This window comes from Bradyrhizobium sp., from assembly GCF_035273305.1.
Taxonomy (GTDB): domain Bacteria; phylum Pseudomonadota; class Alphaproteobacteria; order Rhizobiales; family Xanthobacteraceae; genus Bradyrhizobium.
The window spans coordinates 1-21,305 of record NZ_DATEPI010000314.1 but is presented as its reverse complement, the minus strand read 5'-3'; the positions used below and the strand labels follow the sequence as shown (position 1 = coordinate 21,305).

The window sequence follows — 21,305 nt, the reverse complement described above, 5'->3', positions numbered from 1 at the left end:
GATCCCAAAGTACGAGATCGTGTTTACCTATGGTGGCGGCGTTCCCGTCGTGAAGGCTTACCGCGCCGTCGGCGCCAGGGATTGCGTGCCGATCTACAATGCGCTCGATCCTGCTCATCACTTCCCGGTTGAGCCCATTGCCCGATTCGCATCCGATCTTGGATTTTTGGGCAATCGCCTGCCGGATCGCGAAAGTCGGGTCGATGCCTTCTTCCTTGCTGCCGCGCATCGGCTGCCCTCGAAGCAATTTCTGCTCGGAGGATCGGGATGGGATAGCAAGCATGTTCCGTTTAACGTCAAGCGCACGGGGCATGTCGGCACTAACGATCACAACGCCTTCTTTTGTTCGAGCCTTGCGACATTGAACGTCAATCGCGAGAGCATGGCGCGGTACGGATATTCGCCGCCCACCAGAATATTCGAAGCGGTCGGAGCGGGCGCATGTCTGATCACCGATCGGTGGAAGGGCATCGATCTATTTCTTGAGCCAAACCGGGAAGTGCTTGTGGCAGCAGATGGGGACGAAGTAGTCGCCCACCTCGACGGGCTGACTGCGACCCGTGCCAGGGAGATCGCAACGCGTGCGCGTCGGCGCATTCTCGCGCATCACACTTATGCGCAGCGTGCGGTGCAAGTCCACGAGGTGTTGGAGGGATCATTTACCCAAGCCGGAGCTGCCGGATGAAGTTGAACATTGTAATCCTAGGGCTCTCCATCACCTCGTCATGGGGGAACGGGCACGCCACCACATATCGCGCCCTGGCAAAGGCGCTGTCTGATCTCGGTCACTCGGTCACCTTTCTCGAGCGCGACGTGCCTTGGTACCGCGAGCATCGCGATCTGGAAAATCCGACATATTGCAAAATTGCGCTGTACGGATCGCTGATCGAACTTGCGCAAGCTTATTCGCAAGCCGTGCTCGACGCCGACCTTGTCATATTGGGATCTTATGTTCCCGATGGGGTCGCAATAGGAGAATGGCTTACTGCCCGCGCGACCGGCATTACCGCCTTCTACGACATCGATACGCCCGTCACACTCGCCGGACTCGATACCGGCGACATCGATTACATCACGCCTCGTCTCATTCCACGTTTCAATCTCTATCTGTCGTTTTCCGGAGGTCCGGCCCTCGGGCTGATAGAGGACCTTTACGGCAGCCCGCTAGCGCGCGCGCTCTATTGCAGTGCAGACCTTCGCATGCACTCCGCGAGAAAGGCTCCCCCCAAATGGTCGGTTGGATATCTCGGCACATTCAGCGCAGACCGGCAGCCGGGATTGGAGCGGCTGTTGCTTACGCCAGCGCGCCAGCTTGATGGTCATTCATTTGTGGTGGCCGGACCGAAATATCCTGAGACCATTCGCTGGCCCGATAACGTTACTCATATTCCTCACCTGCCCCCGCACCAGCACTCCGAGTTTTATTGCTCGCAAAGTTATACATTAAACGTCACCCGATCTGACATGAAGTCGCTGGGATTTTCGCCAAGCGTTCGGCTGTTTGAGGCGGCCGCTTGTGGGACGCCGATCATCTCGGACGACTGGCCAGGGATCGAAACCGTATTTGCGCCCGGTGCCGAAATACTCATCGCTTCGGGACCGCGCGAGGTCATGCAGATATTAAGAGAAATGCCAAACGATCGCCGTCTCGGGATTGCCGCGAACGCTCGCGCGCGACTGCTGAGGGAGCACACGCCGGCCCACAGGGCGCGTCAGCTCGAGACTTACTATCTCGAGGCTCTGGAGCAGCTGCCATATGTCAACGACACCATCAGGCGTCCGGTCGAACTCGAGGAGGCAAAATGAAGGGCAGTGACGCGCGATTTCATTCAGCCAGGCCTCTTCGCCGTGGCCTTCGAACCGTAGTAACGGGAGGCGCGGGATTTATCGGCTCGCATCTTTGCGATCAGTTGATTCAGCGCGGCGACGTGGTGATTTGCGTCGACAACCTCTTTACGGGATCGATACGTAACGTCAGGCCATTGCTCAATCATCCGAGCTTTTCATTCTATCAGCACGACATCCGCGAGCCGCTGAGCATCGCCGGAAAAGTGGATCGAATCTACAATTTGGCTTGTCCAGCTTCGCCTCGTCATTATCAGCGAGATCCGATTGGGACGATGAAGACGTGCGTGATGGGCACTAATAATGTACTGGAACTCGCCTTGCTTAAATCGAGCCGGGTGCTTCAGGCTTCAACCAGCGAAGTGTACGGAGATCCGGAAGTTCATCCGCAACCGGAAACCTACGTGGGGCACGTCAACCCGATCGGGCCGCGCGCCTGTTACGACGAGGGCAAGCGGGCGGCTGAGACCCTTTTTTTCGATTATCATCGTATTCACGGGCTGGAGATCAAGGTCGCGCGTATCTTCAACACCTACGGCCCGCGCATGCTGGAGAATGACGGACGGGTGGTATCGAATTTCATCGTCCAGGCCTTGCGCGGCGCGCCGATCACGATTTACGGATCGGGCCGTCAAACCCGAAGCTTTTGCTTTATCGACGACCTTGTCAGTGGCCTCGAATTATTGATGGAAAGCGCGCCGGAGATCACGGGTCCTTGCAATCTCGGTAACCCGCAGGAGTTTACGATCGAAGAAATCGCCAGAAAGGTCATTGCGAAATCCCGGTCGGTATCTGACCTCGACCACCGACCATTGCCAAAAGATGATCCGCAGCGCCGCAAGCCCGTGATCGAAAAGATAACCGCTTCGCTGGGATGGGAGCCAAAGGTCGGCATCGACAAGGGCCTCGAGGCGACCATCGCGTATTTCTCCCTGAATATTGCGAGCAGCAGCCGCGAGGCGAAGGTCGCTAGCATCGATTCGGCCAGAGCCGCCCGAGCGCGCCTTCCCAAGCGCCGCGACGCACGTCCTCAGCCGGCGTCAAACGGACACGCCAAGCAAGACGATATGCGATGAAAATTCTGGTGATCGGCTGGGAGTAATTTGCCCCGGCAACGAACCGGATTCAAACGTGCTCTGTGACCTTTCCGCCTAACAGCGGCTCTCGCTCAAGCGGTCTGCCCAGCTGCAGATACTCATCCGAGAAATCAGCAATTTTAGCTACGGCATCCCAATCCCGGATCATCACCTTGCGGGAATCCCACTCCATAATGCCGTGCCGCCGCAACTCCTGTACGACCCGATTTGCGTGAACATTGGAAATCCCACAAGCGTCGGCAAGGTCGGTTTGAGTCCAGGGAATCGAAAAGGAGAGATTTTGGGCCAGATCAACCTTTTGCAAACGAACGGCCAATTCGCAGACGACATGAGCGACCCTTGCGATGGCATCCCGCCGTCCCAGGTTGGTGACCCATTCACGCATGATGCCCAACCGAATGAATGTATCGCGCCAGAATGCCTGGGTAAGGCGAGGCGACCTGTCGAGCATGTCCCTGAATGCGCCGTGAGGCATGAAGGCAACCACGGCGGGGCCGAGCGCTGAAAGATCATGATCGAGCGGAGCCAGATGAAGAGTGTGCAGATCCGCTATATCTCCAGGAACAAAGAACGAGGTGATCTGGCGTCGTGATCCATTGACGCGCTTGTGGCCATAGAGGAAGCCGCCCAACACCAGTGTACATCGAGAAGGCGCGTCGCCATGGCGGGCGACTTCCTTGTTCGCGGAAAAGTTGGCGACCGTCAGCGGCAATTCGGCGATGAGCTGGCGGTCGTGAGCCGAGAGCTCACTAAGTCGTTCAAGCCGGTGCAGGAGCCTGGAGTAAGGTCTTCCGATCTCCATCCGTAACCTCAAGTCGCACAAGGCGAATTACGCTTGTTGACCTGCGGAACGCCGAAATCGAATGAAGGTTCCGTGCCCCAAAAACGGTAGGCTTTCAGGCGCCACCTGTAAGTACCTGCGCCCCAGGGATGCGAGTACGGAAATAAGCTGGGTGTGGCGGCACGGGAGCAGCCGTCCCGGCGAGCGGAACAGTAGGTTGAACACCTCGTTGGAGTAACGCTTTCTGCTGTGATGTGAGGCAGAGATGAACGTCATAGAAAAAAATGGTCGAGCGCTGCTTGTCGTCGCTCCCTTTGTGCTCGCGCTTGTCATCATATGGGTCATTTACGATCCGTTTCACATGATCAGCGACAAACCGCTGGAAGGAAATCCGGGTTTTGCGCAGCTGCCGTTGTGGCTTTGGGTGATCGGCATCGGCGTACTCGGATCCTTTATGTGTTACGGGATCCTGCAGGCGCGGAGGCGCTCGCCCCGCCAAGGCGACACCACACAACAAGCGACAGAGGACCTTTACCGAAGAGAAGAAGCTGATCGAGAGCGGCGAGGTCTGCCCTGAAGCAGTCGCGACGCCGGAGCGGCCGTTTGGCAAACAAAATCGCGGGGCACCAACGGTCTGACGGTCTAGTCGAGAAAACCTTCTCAGCGGACGCCAGCGCATGTTTGCGCGTCTGGATCGGCCAGCAGGTCAACGCGGGGAACTGAGCGCGTGAACCGCTTCTGCTCTCGGGCCTCGCTCACGACTTGTGCCGATGATCGGAAGCTTTGCGGCGCAGTTCCTCAATGATGGTCTGCGCGCCTGCGCGGCTAAGAAGCTCGCCAGATTTGTCCGGAATGTCCGCGTCACGGCAAAGCTGTTGGATCAGACGCCGCTGCTCCTCTGTCATCGGATCTTTGTGTGTGTTCAAGGTCATGCCCGTTGCCCGAGTTTGGCTATCTCAGCTTCAAAGGAAGGGCTTGCCTCCGGTCACGGCAATTGTTGCGCCGGATACGTAGCTCGAGAGGGGATCGGCAAGCATGACGTAAGCGGTGGCGAGTTCTGCCGGCTGCCCAGGGCGTTTCATCGGCACCTGTTTGCCGAAGTTTTCAACGGCTTCACCTGGCATCGTCGATGGAATCAGCGGAGTCCAGATCGGTCCGGGCGCGACCGCGTTGGCGCGAATTCCTTTTTCCCCCAACAACTGAGCCAACCCAGCAGTGAAATTATGGATCGCACCCTTCGTTGTCGCGTACGCCAATAGCGTTGGATTGGGCAGGTCGGAATTGATCGATGCGGTGTTGATGATGCAGCTTCCGGGCTTCATGTGGGGCACGGCGGCTTTGGTCAGGTAAAACATCGCGTGGATGTTGACCTTGAATGTCAATTCCCATTCCTCGTCGCTGATGTCCTCGATCGACTTGAACGTGGCCTGATGCGCGGCGTTATTGACAAGGATATCGATGCCGCCGAAGCCTGAGACTGCCTTTCGGATCACCGCGCGACAGTGATCCGGCTCTTTCAGGTCGCCCGGAACGAGGATCGCTTCGCGCCCGGCATCCTTGATGAGGCGTTCGGTTTCGCGCGCATCGCGATCTTCATTCAGGTACGAGATCAGCACGTCCGCGCCTTCTCTTGCGAACGCGATTGCCACAGCTCGTCCGATGCCGCTATCCCCGCCCGTTATCACGGCCTTCTTTCCGTTCAGCCGGTTACTTCCTTTGTAGGATTTCTCCCCGTGGTCCGGCACAGGCGTCATGGCGCTGGTAAGCCCTGGACCAGGTTGTTGCTGTTCTTTGAAAGGCGGTCGAGGATAATCCAGCATGTGTTTTCTCCTGGAGAGTGCCGCGCTCCTTGAGTCGCTGCCGGCATAGCCAGCGGTTTGCGCGCATTCGCAACAACCAAAGCGTCAGTCGCATTCCAACAGAGGTTCCGGATTTTCGTTCCAACCTGGAGCCGCCTGACGCTGAGGCCTGAACGCACTCGCAAACGGCGTGTACGATATAGAGGGGTCAGCGGCCGCGACTTGCGTTATGGCCGATATAGGCCACCCATGCGGCAGAGGCCAAAACTTGGGACGGCTCGCGCTTGCACACCTGTTCGACGGCATCGAGCATATCCGCACTGCTCGCCTGCGACTGAGGCTGTTCGCTGGCTACCGCAACATAGTTCAGGCCGCTCCAGAAGCCGTAGATCCAGACCGAACCTTCCAATTTAAGGCTGGGGCTCGAAAGCCAATCGCCGCAAGTTTTACTGCCGAAACCGGCGAGCTTGACCGGTAGTCGATCGGTGCGGCTGGCATCTGTCGGCTCTTCCGCGGCATTGGCGGATGTGGCGCAGAGCGCCAGCACCATTGTCAGTAATACTCTTCTCCACATTGGTCCGCGCCGCTGTTGCCTTGGCGCCTGAAGAACATGCGACCTTGGTTCGGATAAGTCCCCGTTCCGAATTTGGTTCTACGGCTTGCGGCAATGAATTCGGACCGGGCCTGGCACGGCCGGGAACGGTTCCAGCGCAGGAGCGTTTTTCGTGGGAACGGAGGCCAATATGGGTGTCGCTGAATACAAGGTGGTGTCGAAAGGAAACGGCTGGAGTGTGCTTCACGATGGCGCGGCAGCGAACGATTACGCAAGCAAGGAGGCCGCTTTTGAATCCGCTGTTGCAGCGGCTTCACTCGCGCTGCGAGAGGGACACGAGATACATGTCAGCGTGCCAGGACGAGACGCCGGCAACCGCACCACTCTTGGAGTAAAGGAATAATAAGTCCGATCGGCATCCGCAGGTTTGGTCCCGCTGTGTCCAGGCACATTGGATGCAAGGCGGCCCTTGAGATTGAGGCGACCACGTTGAAGGGCGCCAGCATCAGCGAAAGAAGTTATGCCTGCAACCCAGCCGGAAGATATCGACGCGCTGATCATCGGCGGCGGCCCAGCCGGGCTTACCGCAGCCATCTACCTTGCCAGATACCGCCGGAGGGTTGTTGTCGTCGACAGCGGCGAAAGCCGCGCGGCCTTGATTCCCGCGACCCATAACTATCCAGGTTTTGCTGATGGTATCGCAGGTGTCGGGCTGCTCGATGCGCTTGCGCGACAGGCAAAAACGTATGGCGTCAGACTCGTTCACGATCGGGTTGCTACTCTGCAGAAAGTGGAATCCGGGTTCGCGGCCAAATGCGTGCAGGCCGATATCCTGGCAAGGCGGGCAATACTTGCAACGGGCCTGCTGGACCGCAACGTTCCCATTCCAGGGCTAAAGCAAGCGATCGATCATGGCGCGGTCCGCTATTGTCCGATATGCGATGGCTACGAGGCCTCGGACCTGCGCATCGCTGTATTGGGCGACGTTGAGGAAGCGCTCGGCAAAGCGCTCTTTTTGAGGACTTATTCCAGAAAGCTCACCTTGCTGAGCTTGGATGGTGATTTCGGGAGTGAGAGGAGCTTGCGGGAACTATCGAAGGCCGGCATCCGATTTCCCGATGCGAAGGTGAAGGCGTTCGAGCGGCAAGGCGAAGAGATAGTGGCACTGATGAATGACGGAACTCGCGAGGCCTTTGACGTGATCTATCCGGTTCTGGGTTGCGAGGTGCGTTCGGAGCTCGGCAAGAAACTTGGAGCACGACACAACCGTATCGGGTGCCTGGAGGTTGACGCGCACCAGCAAACCACCGTGGAGAGACTCTATGCCGTCGGCGACGTGGTCTCCGACCTTCATCAGATCGCGGTCGGAACCGGCCATGCTGCGGTTGCGGCGACTCACATTCACAATTCGCTGCCGCGCAACTTCCGCTAAAGCTTCTCTTCCAAAGAAAGTTCCGGTTGAGGTTCGCCCGCACGTGCCAGTCGCCGCCGGCTGAACAGTTTTTCATCAAGATTAAATTGCAAGGCGCTTCGCTCCGGAAAGCCATTTGCGGCAACTCTTTGCGTCGGAATCTCATTATTGCGCATACATCTTCGCAAAAAGGAGAACAGTATGAGAAAAGCAGCAATGGTCCTGGCCACAGCTGCCACGCTTGGCTTGACGACTGTGGCGGCGCCCGCCCCCGCGCAGGCGCGGGGCTTTCATGGTTTCGGTGCAGCGCTCGCCGGCGGTCTAATCGCCGGCGCAGTAATCGGCGGTCTCGCCTCCAGCGCGTATGCTTACGCACCGGACTATGGCTACTATGGCTATGCTCCGGCCTATTACGCTCCAGCGTATTATGGCGGTTATTACGATGCCTACCCGTACTATGGCTATCGATACCGCCGGGTGGTGCGTCCGGCGTTCGCGTTCTACGGCGGCCCGCGATTTTTCGGATGGCACCATGGTTGGCACAGGGGATGGCACCACGGCTGGCGCCATCATTGGTGAGCGCTGAGATCGGGTTCAGGAGAGAATTCTCCTGAACAGGCCTTTTATCACCAGACCTCCCCGCGCTCGTGCGGGGAGGAGCCGTGGACCGCCAGCACATGAAAGACTTCTCAAACGCGTCGTTTTCGCCGGAGATGATCGACGTCATGAAGTCGGCTATGGATGCCGCGGTCGCGACTCTGCCGGAGCCTGTAAGCTCGAGCCACGTGCAGTCGATCGCCGAGAGCATACTGCGGACCGCACAAACGGGCGAGACCGATCCAAAGGTGTTGCAGAGGATGGCGCTGCTGGAACTTCAGCTCAAGCCGCGGAACTGACGTACGATCTCCCGACCTGATCGAGACTCATCTGGCCGAAAGGCTGTTGCTGATCCGCGTGACGACGTCATCCCATTGCCGCTTCTCGACAGCGGGGTAGTTGAGCAGCACGCAATTGATGTAGTGGCCGCTGAAGTTGCAGCGGTCGTACCAAATCTTGTGGTTTCGAAAACTGGACACGGCGAAGAAGCGAGGCGTAACTCTCTTGTAAACAACCCCGGAGGGCGGCTTTTTCTTCGCCAGAAACGCTGCGGGAGTATCGCCCGTGTTATTTGGAACGGACTGAACCGTGAGATTTGCGCGCTGGTCCGAGCTCAGGAAGCGCCGCCCATACCCGATCTCAGTTTGTCCGGCGTCATTCGTGAATACGCTTGTGGGAATGTCCACGCTAGCGCCGGTCTCCGGGATCGCGTACCGCTGCCAACGAACCGGCTCTGCCCTGGTCGCACCGCACAAAGATATAGCGGCCAAGACGATGAGATAACATCGCAGTCTCATGCATCTTACTCCTGTGAGATTCAATTGAGTCGCAGCGACTTCGTTCCTCGACCGTGTGCGGCAAGACGTGCAGTTGGTCGGCAATCACTGAAAGCGCGACAGAGCTAGTCACGTTTCAATTATTTACCTGTGTGGTTACTTGATGCGGATGTATTTGTGCGGACGACTTCGCGCACCGCAGTGCAATAGCAACTTCTCGGCTGCGGAGGTTTGGGCTTCAAAAAATTTTCAGGCTTTTTCAGATTCAACTTGGATTCAGAAAAATTTCCGGCATTATTTTTTTGAGCATTTCGGACCGGGGGGTTGCTGGCCATGGAACAGCGAGGGCGCAATTTCAGTACGCTCGAGAAGATGTGTCTTGAGCGCGCGAGATTGGCGGAAAAGGAAATGAAGTATTGGCTGGCCGAAGCTGAGGAGTGGGCTCGGTTAAAGAACGCGTCGCCGCCTTTCGCAGACGTCTCGGCGACTCAATTGGACTGTTTCCTCGAAACGACCAGCCAATAGCGAGCACTTCGGAACGGTGGGCCGCTGCCTCGCGGCAAGCGCGTTTCCAATTGATATCATTCATGTAAGCGCTCGCTGTTGTCCACCTAAACGGATAACTGTTGTCGCCGGCTTGTCGCGGTTATATTGCCGCGCGGACACCGGACCCATCGGTCCGTGAAACGCTGCTCACAAATCATAAAGGTCCGAAGCTTTGCAGTCCGAAGCGTTGCCGTCAGACGGCCGGGAATTCGACTATATCGTCGTCGGTGCCGGCTCGGCCGGATGCGTGCTTGCCAACCGGCTGAGCGCTGACGGTAAAAATTCGGTGCTTCTGCTCGAAGCTGGCCCGAAAGACCACAACATCTGGATTCACGTGCCGCTCGGCTACGGGCGGCTGTTCAAGGCAAAAACCGTCAACTGGATGTATCAGACCGAGCCGGAACCCGAACTGTCTTTCAGCCACGCGGCAAAGTGCTCGGCGGCTCGAGTTCGATCAACGGCCTGCTTTACGTGCGCGGCCAGCGCGAGGACTATGATCGCTGGCGTCAGCGCGGCAACGAAGGGTGGGGCTATGAAGATGTGTTGCCTTATTTCAAAAAAGCCGAGCACCAGCAACGTGGTCCTGACGAATTCCACGGCGTCGGTGGTCCGCTGCCGGTCTCCGATCTACGCCATGCCGATCCGCTCTCGGCCGCTTTTATTGCTGCTGCCGCTGAAACCGGCATTCCCAAAAATCCGGACTTCAACGGCGCGACCCAGGAAGGAGCCGGATACTTCCAGACGACGACGCGCTACGGCAGAAGGGCGAGCACCGCGGTTGCGTATCTTCGACCCGCAAAAGCTCGAAAGAACCTGCAGATCGAAACCTCAGCGCTGGCGGAGCGCATTGTTTTCAATGGACGGCGTGCCGAAGCCGTCGAATACCGCAAGCACGGCGCGTTGCGAACCGCGCGAACGCGCAAGGAAATCCTGATATGCAGCGGGGCTTATAACTCGCCGCAATTGCTGCAGCTTTCCGGCGTTGGCCCCGCCGAACTGTTGCGAAAGCACGGCATCGAGGTCGTGCTCGATGCCCCAGGCGTAGGAAATGATCTGCAGGATCATCTGCAGGTGCGGGTGGTCATGCGTTGCACACAGCGCATGACGCTCAATGACATCATCAACAGCCCGTCCCGCAAAATCCTGGCCGGCCTTCGTTATGCGGCATTCCGAACCGGGCCGTTGTCGATCGCCGCCGGCACCTCGGGCGCATTTTTCAAGACCAATCCGCGACTTGCGACGCCCGATATCCAGATCCACTTTCTGCCCTTCTCCACCGACAAAATGGGAGAAAAGCTGCATCTGTTTTCCGGATTTTCGGCTTCGGTCTGTCAATTGCGGCCTGAGAGCCGCGGATCACTTCGCATCAGGAGCGCAGATCCCACCGCGCCGCCAGAAATTCGCGTCAATTACCTCTCGACCGAGGTTGATCGCACCACCAATGTCGAAGGCTTGAAGACGCTGCGAAAGATTTTGCAAGCGCCGGCGCTCCGTCCCTATGTGGTCGATGAGGTCGATCCCGGTATCAAGGTCGCGACCGACAAGGAACTCCTGAATTACTGCCGGCAACGTGGCAGCACTATCTATCACCCGACATCGACCTGCCGAATGGGAGCCGATCCGCTCGCCGTGGTGGATCAGCGACTGCGGGTTCGCGGCCTGGAAGGGCTGCGGGTGGTCGATGCCTCCGTTATGCCGGACCTGGTCTCGGGCAACACCAATGCAGCCATTATCATGATCGCCGAAAAAGCCTCGGACATGATCTTGGAGGACGCCCGGTGAGCTGCGCGAGTGGCGGTCCTTCGTTTGCATTGCAGCGCCGGCCGGCTTTATGTTGCCGACTCAGTCGCGCTTCCTGCGCGGCCGAAGGAAACGTGAATGGCCGCAACTGTACTTAGGATAGGTACGCGCAAGAGCGCGATGGCGCTGGCCCAGACCGAGGAAATTGCGAGACGACTAGCAGCGGCGGTCCCTGGTATCGATGTCGAAATCGTCAAGTTCGAAACCACCGGCGATGCTGACCAGACCAGCAAGTTGTTGGCGCATGGCGGCAAAGGCGGCGCATTCGTTGCCGAAATCCGCCAGGCCGTGGTTGCGGGGCAGTTGCATGCGGCGATGCACTCACTGAAAGATATGCCCGGTAACGAGGACACTCCCGGCCTGGTGATCGGTGCGACGCTGTCGCGCGACCCTCCTGGCGATGTTCTGGTGCTCCGGCCGGGAGTTTCGGCCCAGGACATCAGGCGCTCGCGCGGCCATGGGTTCAAGATCGGCACCAACGCGGTGCGGCGCGCAGCCTATGCGCGACGGCTGTTTCCGGAGATTGAGGTGATTCACTATCGCGGCGCCGCCGACACTCGCGTTCGCAAGCTCGACAATTCGGAATTACAGCGGCTTCCCGGTGGCGGTGCGGTTGGTCCTGCAGATGCGCTGATCATGGCACGCTCGGGGCTGGAGCGGGTCGGACTGGCCGACCGCATTGCCTACGAATTTTCGATACGGGAAATGCTGCCGGCGGTAGGGCAGGGAATTGTCGCCGTTGAATGCGCCGCACAGGATTGGGAGACCCGGCGCATTCTGTCTTCCATCGACGACCCTGCCTCGCATCGATGCGCCCAGGCGGAACGCGAGGTCCTGTGGGTCCTGAATGGCCACTGCAATTCACCGGTCGCGGGATTTTCGGTGATCGAGGGAACGCAGATGTCGCTGACAGCGTCGGTGCTGGACGAGGCGGGAGCCATGATCATCGAAGTATCGCGCTCCGGGCCGGCCAATCGGCCCCGCGAACTTGGCCGCGCCGTCGGCCTCGAACTGCTGGCCAAAGGCGCTGCCGCGATCATCGAACGCAGCCGCCCCCCATAACGGGGTCACTCACGCCCTCAATGTGGCGTCGATCCCCTTCCTTGCGGGGATCGCCATCGCGCCCACGCCGGCCACGACACAAGCCAACCCGATCCACGCCGTTGCGCTTGGCCGTTCGTCCAGCAATACGACTCCAACGGCGACCCCGATCGGAACACGCAAATAGGCCTGGGCCGTGGTCCCGACTGATCCCAATGTCCTTATCAGCCGAAAATAGATGACAAAGGCGATCGCGGTGCAGAACACCGCAAGAGCAACGAGCGCCAGTACCGAATTGGTCGAAGGCGCCAGCGTCCAGGGCCGCTCCATCACCAGGCTCGCTGGAATGAGAATGGCCGCTCCGCAAATCAGCGAGCCTGCGGCCGGTGCTATCGGATCGAGGTCCTTGAAACCGCGACCGAAGATCGCTGCACCGGCGTAACAGGCGGCCGCAAGCACCATAAGGAACTGTGCCATCAACTGCTGCCCAAAGCCGACCAGCGCCTGCACGCCGACGATAAGGCAGATGCCAGCCATTCCGGCGAGAATGCCGACTAGCTTTCGCAAGGTCACCGCTTCGCGTTGTGCGATGCCAAGCGACAGCAAAACTATGAAAATCGGGGAAGTGGAATTAAGAATGGTGGCTAGCCCTGCTTCGAGCGTCCGCTCTCCAAACGCCAGAAGGGTCCATGGGAACACGCTGTTCAGGCAAGCTTGGAACAAAAAGCGCCGCCAATTCCCGGCATCGATGGGCAACCGCACGCCCCGCCAGCGCATGACCGCCCATAAAACCATGCCAGCAATGGCGGTGCGTGCCGCGATCAAGGTGATGGGCGGAATCGTAGCCACGCCGATTCTTATGAACGTGTAAGAAGCACCCCAGAGCGTGGCGAGTAGCAGCAGCAGCGCTATTTCGCGGACTAAATTCGGCGGCCGCGGATCGGAATTCACTCAAATCGCCCTGATATCAGTTGCTAATGCGCAGAATACTCGTTCACGCGTCACTCAATGCTTCGAGACGGGTCGAATTATGCACGCCATTGGAGGGTGCTGCGTTGCTTCCGCGAAGACGAGTTCTGGATCGCTTTAGTGGCGTTAGCCTTGGTACGCTCGCACCCGCTTCAGCATCTGATCGATGTGCGCGATTGGCGTATCCGGCTGTATGCCATGGCCGAGGTTGAATATGAGCCGGCCCTTGCCGAAGTTCTCCAGCACGTCATCAACCGCCCGATCGAGAGCGGCGCCGCCTGCGATCAGCGCAAGCGGATCAAGGTTTCCTTGCACCGCCACGCGGTTCTGTACGCGGTTGCGGATCAGTGATGGTTCGGCTGCCCAATCGATGCTGACGGCATCGACGCCGGTGATTTCCACATATTGCGGCAGCAGCGCACCCGCGCCCCTCGGAAATCCGATGATCTTTGCATGGGGTGCTTTTTTGCGAACACCCTCGACGATGCGCCGGGTGGGCTCGATCGACCAGCGCACGAATTCGCGCGGCGGCAGCACGCCGGCCCAGGTATCAAATATCTGCAGGACGTCCGCGCCGGCACCGAGTTGCCCGAGCAGATACTGGATCGAGCTCTCCACCAGCACATCGATTATTTTCGTGAACGCCTGCGGATGGCGATACGCCATGATGCGTGCCGGCGCCTGATCAGGCGTGCCCCGTCCGGCCACCATGTAAGTCGCCACGGTCCACGGCGCGCCACAAAAGCCGATCAGAGCAATCTTGGGATCGAGCTCGCGCCGCACCCGGCGTACTGCTTCATAGACCGGCTTGAGTTTGCCGAAATCCGCTCGCGCCCCGAAAGATTCAGCCTGGTCCGGCGTATCCAGCGGCTGCAGCCGTGGACCTTCTCCAACCTCGAAGCTTACCTCCCGACCAAGCGCGTATGGGATGACAAGAATATCCGAGAAGATGATGGCAGCGTCGAAGCCGAAACGCCTGATCGGCTGCAGCGTAACCTCGGCAGCCAATTCCGGCGTGAAACAAAGATCGAGGAAGTCGCCAGCCCTGGCGCGCACCTCTCGGTATTCCGGCAAATAACGGCCCGCCTGCCGCATCATCCAGATTGGCGGCACCGGCTGATGGCGGCCGCAAAGCACTTCGATGAGGGGTTTGGTGATGCGAACTTGGGTCAACCGCTCTATTTCCGCATGGATGGACGAATTGATGATCGCCCCTGATACACTGCGGATCCGGAATTGGCCAAGGCGCCGTCCTGCTATCGCCGTGACTCGTGGCGCCAGCTCGTGGATGTGCAGATAAATCGCGCGTTTTCGCCCGAAATGGAGCGCTCTGGCGCCTCTGCGGTCCAGCGCCGCGGGAACACCGGCGTAGCCGCTGCGTTGAACCCTGAAGGGAGACTAAAGCATGGCCAAAAAGTTTAATCCCGCGCCCCCTGACAAGCACGCGCAAGACCCGCGCGAGGCCTTAGCGGCGGATCGCGATGTTCACGCAAGACTTGAGGCTGGTTTGATCGATACCTTTCCAGCTTCCGATCCGGTCAGTGCGGCGCAGCCTTCGCCGTCAAAAGCGGACCACGAAAGTGAGAACGCTTCGCTCTGGGACAAGATCCGCGGCGTATTTCGATGATCGGACGCCGCACCGAAAGGGCTTCTTGACCGGAAGCGCACGTGCCGCAGGATTTCAACCGCGCCCCCAATGACTCTCCGCGGAGCGGAAGCTCGAAATGGGTTTCGCCGCGGCTGTGGTGCGGGATCGTTCTGGGATTCGTGTTGGTCGCGATTTGGCTTGCGATGCACCGATAGGCGAGCACTCAACGTCGGCCCTAGTAATGAGGCGGCGGTTCCTCGGCTTTATCGGCATCAGGCGCGGGAGCTTCGGCTTCCTGCAGGCGCTGACCCAGTGCGATAATCTGGCGCGTCAGCACGTCGATCTTGAGCCACTGATCGGTAATTGCTTTGTTCAGCGTCTCAATGGTCTCGTCCTGAAACATCAGCCGGGACTCGAGTGCGTCGATGCGCTCGCTCAGCGCTTTCAAGTCGCTCATTTGATTTTATTCCCTGTGGCGCGCTCCTTTAGGCCGTGACCGAGCGCGACCCGATCGTCAAAGACGAAACATTCGCCGCGCCAGCGGCTCTCCGTTTCCGGTACGCGTTCCAAATATCGGAGTATGCCGCCCTTTAGATGATACACCTCAGTAAAACCGCGGGACAACAGATAGCTGCTGGCCTTTTCGCAGCGTATGCCACCGGTACAGAACATCGCGATCCGGCGGTGCGTCGATGGATCGAGTTGGCTCGCCGCGAAATCCTTGAACTGCCGAAAGCTTTCGATGCAGGGATTGAGGGCGCCAGCGGATGTGCCCATGGCGACTTCGAATGCGTTTCTAGTGTCGATCAGCAATGTGTCCGGCTTGGCTATCACATCATTCCATTCCGCGGGATCGACGTAGACGCCGACTTGGCGCGTCGGATCGGCTCCGCGATCACCCAGCGTAACGATTTCCGTCTTCGGCCTGACCTTCAGCCGCCGGAAGGGCATGTCCGAGGCATGTGAGAACTTCAGTTCGAGGTCGTCGAGCCTGTGTCCGAACAACTCGCCGGTCCGCAGCTCTGCAACCAACGCAGCGATCGCTTCCGGGCTGCCCGCCACTGTGCCGTTGATGCCTTCCTCCGCCAGCAACACGGTGCCCCTTAGTTTGAGACCCGCGCAAATCGCAAGGAGCAGCGGGCGCAATTCCCGAAAATCAGGAAGCGTTACGAACTGATAGAAAGTGGCAACGGTGCAGCGCATTCGGGACGTTTAACAGGAGGGCGGCGGACGCGAAACCATGATCGCGGGCCAGTATCGCCATTCGAAGCTGTTTGAGGGCCTGCTACGCGCGTTCGACCATTGCCCAGTCCGGCACGAATGTGCCAAGTAGCCCGGCCAGAGCCGCGCCGGAGCAGGGGTGGCCTGCGGCAAGAACGTCAAAGCGAGCAATTTGGTATGAGGAATTTCCATCTCGCCGGCCGGTCGACGGTCCACGCCCAGAACGCGATGGTTGCGACCTCGCACCCGCTGGCGGCGCTAACCGCGATCGAAGTCATGCGTTCGGGCGGCACCGCCGCAGACGCCGCGGTGTCCGCTTGCGCATTGCTCGGTGTCATCGAGCCACAATCCACCGGGATCGGTGGCGATTGTTTCGCATTGGTACAGCCGAAAGGTAACGGCAAGATCGTCGCCTATAACGGCTCGGGCCGCGCGCCGAAGGCTGCTGAACCGTCCTGGTATCTCGAGCGCAATATGCACGGGATCCCGCTGACCTCGGCCCATGCCGTCACCATTCCCGGGGCGGTCGACGCCTGGGAAACCATCCTGCGCGACCACGGCAAGTTAGGGCTCGACACGCTGCTGCAGCCCGCGATCAAGGCTGCGGAAGAGGGCTACGTCGTCAGCCCGCGCAATGCCTTCGACTGGAAAAATCAGTTCGAAAAATTGAAAAAGGGCACCAACACCGAGCGCTATCTGCTGCCGGACGGCAAGGCGGCAGTGGCAGGTGACGTGATCAGGCAGCCCGAACTCGGCCAGACACTGCGCGCGATCGCAAAAAACGGACGCGATGCCTTTTACAAGGGGCCGATCGCCGAGGACATGGTCGACACCTTGCGAGGCATCGGCGGCCTGCACACGGTGGAGGATTTCGCGGATCATACGACCGAAACCACTGTCCCGATCGGTACCATCTATAAAGGCCATGACGTGTGGCAATGTCCGCCAAACGGTCCGGGCATCACCATGCTGGTGATGCTGAATGTGCTGTCGCGATTCGACCTGAAAAAGTTTCCGGCCATGAGCGTCGAAAGGTTTCATCTGGAAGCCGAAGCGGCGCGGATTGCGTACATGATGCGCGAGCAGCACATTGGTGATCCGGCCCATGTCAACGTCGATGTCGCGAGGATCTTAACGCCCGAATTTGCGGACGAGTACGGCAGTAAGATCCGAATGGATGGAATGCTGGATCTGCCGGTGGTGATGCCGCCGATGAATCCGTCGACCGTCTACATCAGCGTCGTCGACAAGGACCGCAACGTCTGTTCGTTCATCAATTCGATCGCGCACTCGTTTGGGTCCGCAATCGTTTCAAACAAGACGGGCATCCTGCTGCAGAATCGCGGCGGCGGTTTCCGCATTGAGCCGGGGCATCCGAACTGCATCGCGCCAGGCAAGCGACCGCTGCACACGATCATTCCCAGCCTGGTCACGAAAAATGGTCATGCTGTGATGCCGTTTGGCGTGATGGGCGGGCAGTATCAACCGGTCGGACAGACGCACGTTCTCACCAACATGCTCGACTATGGATGCGATGTACAGGAAGCGATCGATATGCCGCGCGGCCTGCATTACGAGGGCGTCTATCAATTGGAAGACGGCGTCCCCTCCACGATCGTTGAGGGATTGAAGAAGCTTGGCCATCGGACGACCAGCGTCGTCAGCCCACTCGGCGGCGGCCAGGCGATCTGGATCGATTGGGAGAAGGGCACACTGACCGGCGGTTCCGATCCGCGCAAGGATGGCTGCGCACTCGGATACTGACTCGCGACGCGGATAAGGGGCAAGAATCGCTAATGGCAGCGTAAGCCTCGCCACTCTCAAAATTCTGGAACGTAGCCGGTGTCTGGGCATTGCCTCCACGGGAGGAGGACAGTGCCGATTTTTCATTTTGATATTGCCGACGGTGTTCGGCTTGAAGATCCGGTTGGGCTCGATTGTAAAAGCGAGCACGAGGCGAGAGAAACCGCCGAGTTGATCGCGCGGCAGATCGCCATCGACCTTGATCCCGATGGTGAGGACCGCGCCGTGGTCGTGATCAATGAAGCCGGTTTTGAAATCTACAAGGCGCCTGTCAAGGTTTGACCGCTTCGCTGACGGTCCTGCGACTCTCATTGCCACCACGCTCACGTCGCGTTCCTTTTTTGAAACCGGGCGTTCTAAAAGCGCCTGCGTTTGGTTGTACAATCTGCTCGGAACAAGGGCTTCGTATGCTTGTTAGGCCGCAGGGCGCGCGGCGCGCGGCCCGCGGACAACTACCGGCGGAGGTCATCATGACCGACAGTTCCGATTCTCGCCCGCAGTCCGGGTTCAATCGACGGACATTCATCGCAGGAGCCGCCGGTGCCGCGGTCGTTCCACTGGCCGCAAAAGGCGCCACTCCCGACTCTGGCACCACTGGTCGCGACTCCTCACTGCCGGTCGACGTCACGTTGCTCGTCAACGGCGAAAGGAAGGCGCTCAAAATCGATTCGCGAACCACGTTGCTGGACGCGTTACGCGAGCACATCGGCCTCACGGGCAGCAAAAAGGGCTGTGACCACGGTCAATGCGGTGCTTGCACCGTTCTGATCGATGGTCGTCGGGTGGTGTCCTGTCTTACGCTGGCGCTTGCGGCGGAGGGACAGCGGATCCTCACCATCGAGGGACTCGCAAAAGGTGATGAGCTGCATCCAATGCAGCAGGCTTTTATCGACCAGGATGCGTTCCAGTGCGGCTATTGCACCCCAGGACAGATCATGTCGGCAGTGGGTTGCGTGAAGGAAGGTCACGCCAGCAGTGACGAGGATATTCGCGAGTACATGAGCGGCAACATCTGCCGCTGCGCGGCTTATCCGAACATTGTTGCTGCCGTGAAACAGGCCGCGCCTTCCATTCCGTCGGACCAGCAGAAAGGTTAGGCGCATGCGATCGTTTATGTACCAAAGGGCGGCCGACGTGCCGTCCGCTGTACAGGCGCTGGCTGCGGCGGCGTCCGGCAGCGATCCATTGACCGAAGCTGCGATCCAGCCACTTGCCGGCGGCACGACGCTCATCGACCTGATGAAACTCGACGTGATGCGCCCGGGGGTGCTCGTCGACATCAATCCTCTCGCTGGGGACTGGTCCAAAATCGAGTTGCGGGATGGAAACCTGCTGCTTGGCTCGATGGCCCGGATGTCCGCTGTGGCAGAGAATGACGACGTCCAGCGCGACTATCCTGTGATCGCCCAGACGCTCAAGCTCGCGGCCAGTCCACAACTCCGCAACATGGCGGCGCTCGGCGGCAACGTGCTGCAGCGTACCCGATGCACGTATTTCCGCGACGTCAGCTACGGCAATTGCAACAAGCGCAACCCCGGATCGGGCTGTGCCGCACTGGACGGTTTCAACCGAACCCACGCAGTGCTCGGGACCTCGCAACATTGTATTGCCACCTATCCCGGCGATTTCGCGCAAGCGTTGATCGCGCTCGATGCGATGGTTCAAATCACTGGAAAATCCGGCTCCCGTAGCCTTCCATTCGCGCAGTTGCACAAGCCGCCCGGCGATTCTCCGCAAATAGAGACGTCGCTGATGCCGGGAGAACTGATCTCCGGCTTTACCATTCCGGGGCGCTGGCCGCGCTCGGTGTATGTCAAAGCCCGCGACCGCCAGTCCTATGAATTTGCGCTCGCCTCGGCGGCTGTCGCGATGGACCTTAGGGATGGCGTGGTGCGGGACGCGCGCGTGGCGCTTGGCGGGGTTGCGACGACGCCGTGGCGCGCGCGCGCGGCAGAGGCGGTTCTGAAGGGGGAGCGGTTTGATGATGCGCTGGCGCAGCGTGCCGGCGAAGCTGCTTTCGAAGGCGCGGAGCCACGGCGGCATAATTCATTCAAGATTGCGCTCGGCAAGCGCGTCGTCGCGCGCGCGTTGCAGCAGGCCGCAGCAATGGAGGTTTGATCATGTCCACTGCCGCACCAGAACCCAAAGCTAACATGGGGCAACCTGTTCCGCGCTATGACGCGATTGCTAAAGTGACCGGCAAGGCGGAATACGCCGCCGAGACTCCGCTTAGCCGGCCAGCCTATGCTTATCTCGTCACCAGCTCGATTGCGAAGGGTCGCATCGATGGCTTCGATCTGGCTGCAGCGAAACGTGTTCGCGGCATCATAGAGATCGTGACCTACGAGAATGCCGATAAGCTGAAGCCGGCGAAGCTGTTCAGCAACGGCGGTTATGCGTCTACGACCATCCAGCCGCTGACTTCCGCGGAGATCGCGCACGATGGAGAGATCGTGGCCGTGGTGGTGGCGGATACGTTCGAGGCTGCGCGCGAAGCCGCCCACACAGTGAAGGTGAGCTACACCGCCGCGACCCCGAGCGTGACATTCGATTCACCTGGAACAAGTTCGGCGCCTGCAAAGGGTCAGCTCGCCCAATTCAAGGAAGACCCTAAGGTAGGCGATTTTGCAACCGCGTTTGACCAGGCCGAAGTTAAACTGACGGCTGAATATGAGACGCCGACGCAACACCACAACCCAATGGAGCTGTTCGCGACGAGTTGCGTCTGGAACGGCGACAGTCTGACCATCTATGAGCCCAGCCAGTATGTTTATGGCCTCAAAAACGGAGTTGCCGAGCAACTCGGTATCGACCCCGAGCAGGTGAGGGTCATCAATCCATATGTTGGTGGCGCGTTCGGGTCGAAAGGTTCGGTAACTCCGCGGACGGCGATCATCGCCAGCATCGCTCGGCGGTTACGTCGCCCGGTCAAACTGGTTGTCACTCGCGATCAGGGCTTCACGATTGCGACCTATCGGGCTGAAACTCGCCATCAGATCCAGATCGGCGCCAGCAGCGACGGCAAACTGACGGCATTACGCCACGAAGGCGCCGAGGTCTCGTCCAGGCCCGACGCCTATGCTGTCGGCGGCACCAAGACGACTACGCGTCTTTATGCATGCCCGAACGTCGAAAGCCTGGTCTCGATCGTGCGCGCCGATCGCAACACGCCGGGTTTCATGCGCTCGCCGCCGGAAGTGCCATACCTGTTCGCGCTGGAGAGTGCGATGGACGAGCTCGCGGTCCGCTTGAACATGGATCCGATCGAGCTGCGCCGTATCAACGACACCATGAACGAACCGATCGACGGCAAACCTTACACATCACGTTCGCTGATGGCCTGCTTCGATGCCGGCGCACAGGCTTTTGGTTGGGCTGATCGCAATCCGCGGCCAAACTCGATGTCCGATGGAGACTGGCTGATCGGATATGGCTGCGCCACGACTTGCTACCCAACGCAAATGGCGGCCGCGGCCGC

Annotated in this window: 24 protein-coding genes and 1 pseudogene; 16 read left to right on the top strand and 9 right to left on the bottom strand. The window is 59.3% G+C overall.

Annotation, left to right across the window (positions count from 1 at the left end; genetic code table 11):
• From VJV58_RS20875 to VJV58_RS20865, 3 genes are all read left to right on the top strand, one after another.
• On the top strand, positions 1-685 hold a 685-nt coding region (locus tag VJV58_RS20875), incomplete at its 5' end, for a CgeB family protein (protein ID WP_324139265.1).
• A complete protein-coding gene (locus tag VJV58_RS20870; RefSeq protein WP_324139264.1) occupies positions 682-1,806 on the top strand; it encodes a CgeB family protein in 1,125 nt (374 codons plus the stop codon). The genes VJV58_RS20875 and VJV58_RS20870, both read left to right, overlap by 4 nt.
• Positions 1,803-2,921: a UDP-glucuronic acid decarboxylase family protein gene (locus VJV58_RS20865; protein WP_324139263.1), complete on the top strand. Its 1,119-nt coding sequence runs from the start codon at positions 1,803-1,805 to the stop codon at positions 2,919-2,921. The genes VJV58_RS20870 and VJV58_RS20865 overlap by 4 nt, the downstream gene beginning before the upstream one ends.
• Positions 2,922-2,970: 49 nt before the next feature.
• Here the strand turns inward: VJV58_RS20865 and VJV58_RS20860 are convergent, their stop codons facing one another.
• The gene (locus VJV58_RS20860; RefSeq protein WP_324139262.1) at positions 2,971-3,744 is read right to left on the bottom strand and encodes a Crp/Fnr family transcriptional regulator; all 774 of its coding nucleotides are present in this window, start codon (positions 3,742-3,744) and stop codon (positions 2,971-2,973) included.
• Between the two features lie 244 nt (positions 3,745-3,988).
• Between VJV58_RS20860 and VJV58_RS20855 the strand changes: the two genes are divergently transcribed.
• On the top strand, positions 3,989-4,300 hold the full coding sequence (locus VJV58_RS20855) for a hypothetical protein (RefSeq protein ID WP_324139261.1): 312 nt from the start codon (positions 3,989-3,991) through the stop codon (positions 4,298-4,300).
• A 178-nt stretch (positions 4,301-4,478) separates the two neighbouring features.
• Here VJV58_RS20855 and VJV58_RS20850 read toward each other — a convergent pair whose 3' ends face one another.
• The 3 genes from VJV58_RS20850 to VJV58_RS20840 all read right to left on the bottom strand — a co-directional run bounded on the left by VJV58_RS20850 (position 4,479) and on the right by VJV58_RS20840 (position 6,096).
• On the bottom strand, positions 4,479-4,649 hold the full coding sequence (locus tag VJV58_RS20850) for a hypothetical protein (protein WP_324139260.1): 171 nt from the start codon (positions 4,647-4,649) through the stop codon (positions 4,479-4,481).
• Between the two features lie 36 nt (positions 4,650-4,685).
• A complete protein-coding gene (locus VJV58_RS20845) occupies positions 4,686-5,543 on the bottom strand; it encodes an SDR family oxidoreductase (protein WP_324139259.1) in 858 nt (285 codons plus the stop codon).
• A gap of 187 nt (positions 5,544-5,730) precedes the next feature.
• A complete protein-coding gene (locus tag VJV58_RS20840; RefSeq protein WP_324139258.1) occupies positions 5,731-6,096 on the bottom strand; it encodes a hypothetical protein in 366 nt (121 codons plus the stop codon).
• Positions 6,097-6,265: 169 nt separating this feature from the next.
• Here VJV58_RS20840 and VJV58_RS20835 point away from each other — a divergent pair, with 169 nt between their 5' ends.
• The 4 genes from VJV58_RS20835 to VJV58_RS20820 all read left to right on the top strand — a co-directional run bounded on the left by VJV58_RS20835 (position 6,266) and on the right by VJV58_RS20820 (position 8,382).
• Positions 6,266-6,478: a hypothetical protein gene (locus VJV58_RS20835; RefSeq protein ID WP_324139257.1), complete on the top strand. Its 213-nt coding sequence runs from the start codon at positions 6,266-6,268 to the stop codon at positions 6,476-6,478.
• Positions 6,479-6,595: 117 nt separating this feature from the next.
• The gene (locus VJV58_RS20830; RefSeq protein WP_324139256.1) at positions 6,596-7,507 is read left to right on the top strand and encodes an NAD(P)/FAD-dependent oxidoreductase; all 912 of its coding nucleotides are present in this window, start codon (positions 6,596-6,598) and stop codon (positions 7,505-7,507) included.
• 180 nt (positions 7,508-7,687) lie between these two features.
• Positions 7,688-8,065 carry a hypothetical protein gene (locus VJV58_RS20825; protein WP_324139255.1) on the top strand — a complete coding sequence of 126 codons (378 nt, stop codon included), beginning with the start codon at positions 7,688-7,690 and terminating at the stop codon, positions 8,063-8,065.
• 98 nt (positions 8,066-8,163) lie between these two features.
• Positions 8,164-8,382 (top strand): hypothetical protein, encoded by a 219-nt coding sequence (locus VJV58_RS20820; protein ID WP_324139254.1) that lies wholly within the window; start codon positions 8,164-8,166, stop codon positions 8,380-8,382.
• 27 nt (positions 8,383-8,409) lie between these two features.
• Here the strand turns inward: VJV58_RS20820 and VJV58_RS20815 are convergent, their stop codons facing one another.
• A complete protein-coding gene (locus VJV58_RS20815; RefSeq protein ID WP_414641539.1) occupies positions 8,410-8,769 on the bottom strand; it encodes a hypothetical protein in 360 nt (119 codons plus the stop codon).
• An 808-nt stretch (positions 8,770-9,577) separates the two neighbouring features.
• On the opposite strand from VJV58_RS20815, the pseudogene VJV58_RS20810 reads away from it, so the two are divergent.
• Positions 9,578-11,187, top strand: a pseudogene (locus VJV58_RS20810) (GMC family oxidoreductase).
• 96 nt (positions 11,188-11,283) lie between these two features.
• The gene (gene hemC, locus VJV58_RS20805; protein ID WP_324139252.1) at positions 11,284-12,267 is read left to right on the top strand and encodes a hydroxymethylbilane synthase; all 984 of its coding nucleotides are present in this window, start codon (positions 11,284-11,286) and stop codon (positions 12,265-12,267) included.
• A 9-nt stretch (positions 12,268-12,276) separates the two neighbouring features.
• Here hemC and VJV58_RS20800 read toward each other — a convergent pair whose 3' ends face one another.
• Both VJV58_RS20800 and hemE read right to left on the bottom strand, forming a co-directional pair.
• Positions 12,277-13,197 (bottom strand): DMT family transporter, encoded by a 921-nt coding sequence (locus tag VJV58_RS20800; RefSeq protein WP_324139251.1) that lies wholly within the window; start codon positions 13,195-13,197, stop codon positions 12,277-12,279.
• A gap of 144 nt (positions 13,198-13,341) precedes the next feature.
• Entirely contained in the window at positions 13,342-14,388 is a 1,047-nt protein-coding gene (hemE, locus tag VJV58_RS20795; protein WP_324139250.1) for a uroporphyrinogen decarboxylase, read from the bottom strand.
• Positions 14,389-14,620: 232 nt separating this feature from the next.
• Between hemE and VJV58_RS20790 the strand changes: the two genes are divergently transcribed.
• A complete protein-coding gene (locus VJV58_RS20790) occupies positions 14,621-14,842 on the top strand; it encodes a hypothetical protein (RefSeq protein ID WP_324139249.1) in 222 nt (73 codons plus the stop codon).
• Positions 14,843-15,038: 196 nt separating this feature from the next.
• On the opposite strand, the gene VJV58_RS20785 is transcribed toward VJV58_RS20790, so the two are convergent.
• Together VJV58_RS20785 and VJV58_RS20780 are read right to left on the bottom strand one after the other, a co-directional pair.
• Complete coding sequence (locus VJV58_RS20785; protein WP_324139248.1) at positions 15,039-15,260, bottom strand: SlyX family protein; 222 nt, start codon at positions 15,258-15,260, stop codon at positions 15,039-15,041.
• A complete protein-coding gene (locus tag VJV58_RS20780; RefSeq protein ID WP_324139247.1) occupies positions 15,257-16,006 on the bottom strand; it encodes a rhodanese-related sulfurtransferase in 750 nt (249 codons plus the stop codon). Before VJV58_RS20780 ends, VJV58_RS20785 begins: the two co-directional genes overlap by 4 nt.
• Positions 16,007-16,201: 195 nt before the next feature.
• Here VJV58_RS20780 and ggt point away from each other — a divergent pair, with 195 nt between their 5' ends.
• The 5 genes from ggt to VJV58_RS20755 all read left to right on the top strand — a co-directional run.
• Positions 16,202-17,788 carry a gamma-glutamyltransferase gene (gene ggt, locus VJV58_RS20775; RefSeq protein WP_324139246.1) on the top strand — a complete coding sequence of 529 codons (1,587 nt, stop codon included), beginning with the start codon at positions 16,202-16,204 and terminating at the stop codon, positions 17,786-17,788.
• A gap of 111 nt (positions 17,789-17,899) precedes the next feature.
• Positions 17,900-18,109 carry a DUF6894 family protein gene (locus VJV58_RS20770; protein WP_324139245.1) on the top strand — a complete coding sequence of 70 codons (210 nt, stop codon included), beginning with the start codon at positions 17,900-17,902 and terminating at the stop codon, positions 18,107-18,109.
• A 188-nt stretch (positions 18,110-18,297) separates the two neighbouring features.
• On the top strand, positions 18,298-18,924 hold the full coding sequence (locus VJV58_RS20765; protein WP_324139244.1) for a (2Fe-2S)-binding protein: 627 nt from the start codon (positions 18,298-18,300) through the stop codon (positions 18,922-18,924).
• A gap of 4 nt (positions 18,925-18,928) precedes the next feature.
• The gene (locus VJV58_RS20760) at positions 18,929-19,945 is read left to right on the top strand and encodes a xanthine dehydrogenase family protein subunit M (RefSeq protein ID WP_324139243.1); all 1,017 of its coding nucleotides are present in this window, start codon (positions 18,929-18,931) and stop codon (positions 19,943-19,945) included.
• A 2-nt stretch (positions 19,946-19,947) separates the two neighbouring features.
• Positions 19,948-21,305, top strand: a 1,358-nt coding sequence (locus tag VJV58_RS20755) for a xanthine dehydrogenase family protein molybdopterin-binding subunit (RefSeq protein WP_324139242.1), incomplete at its 3' end; no start/stop codon positions are given.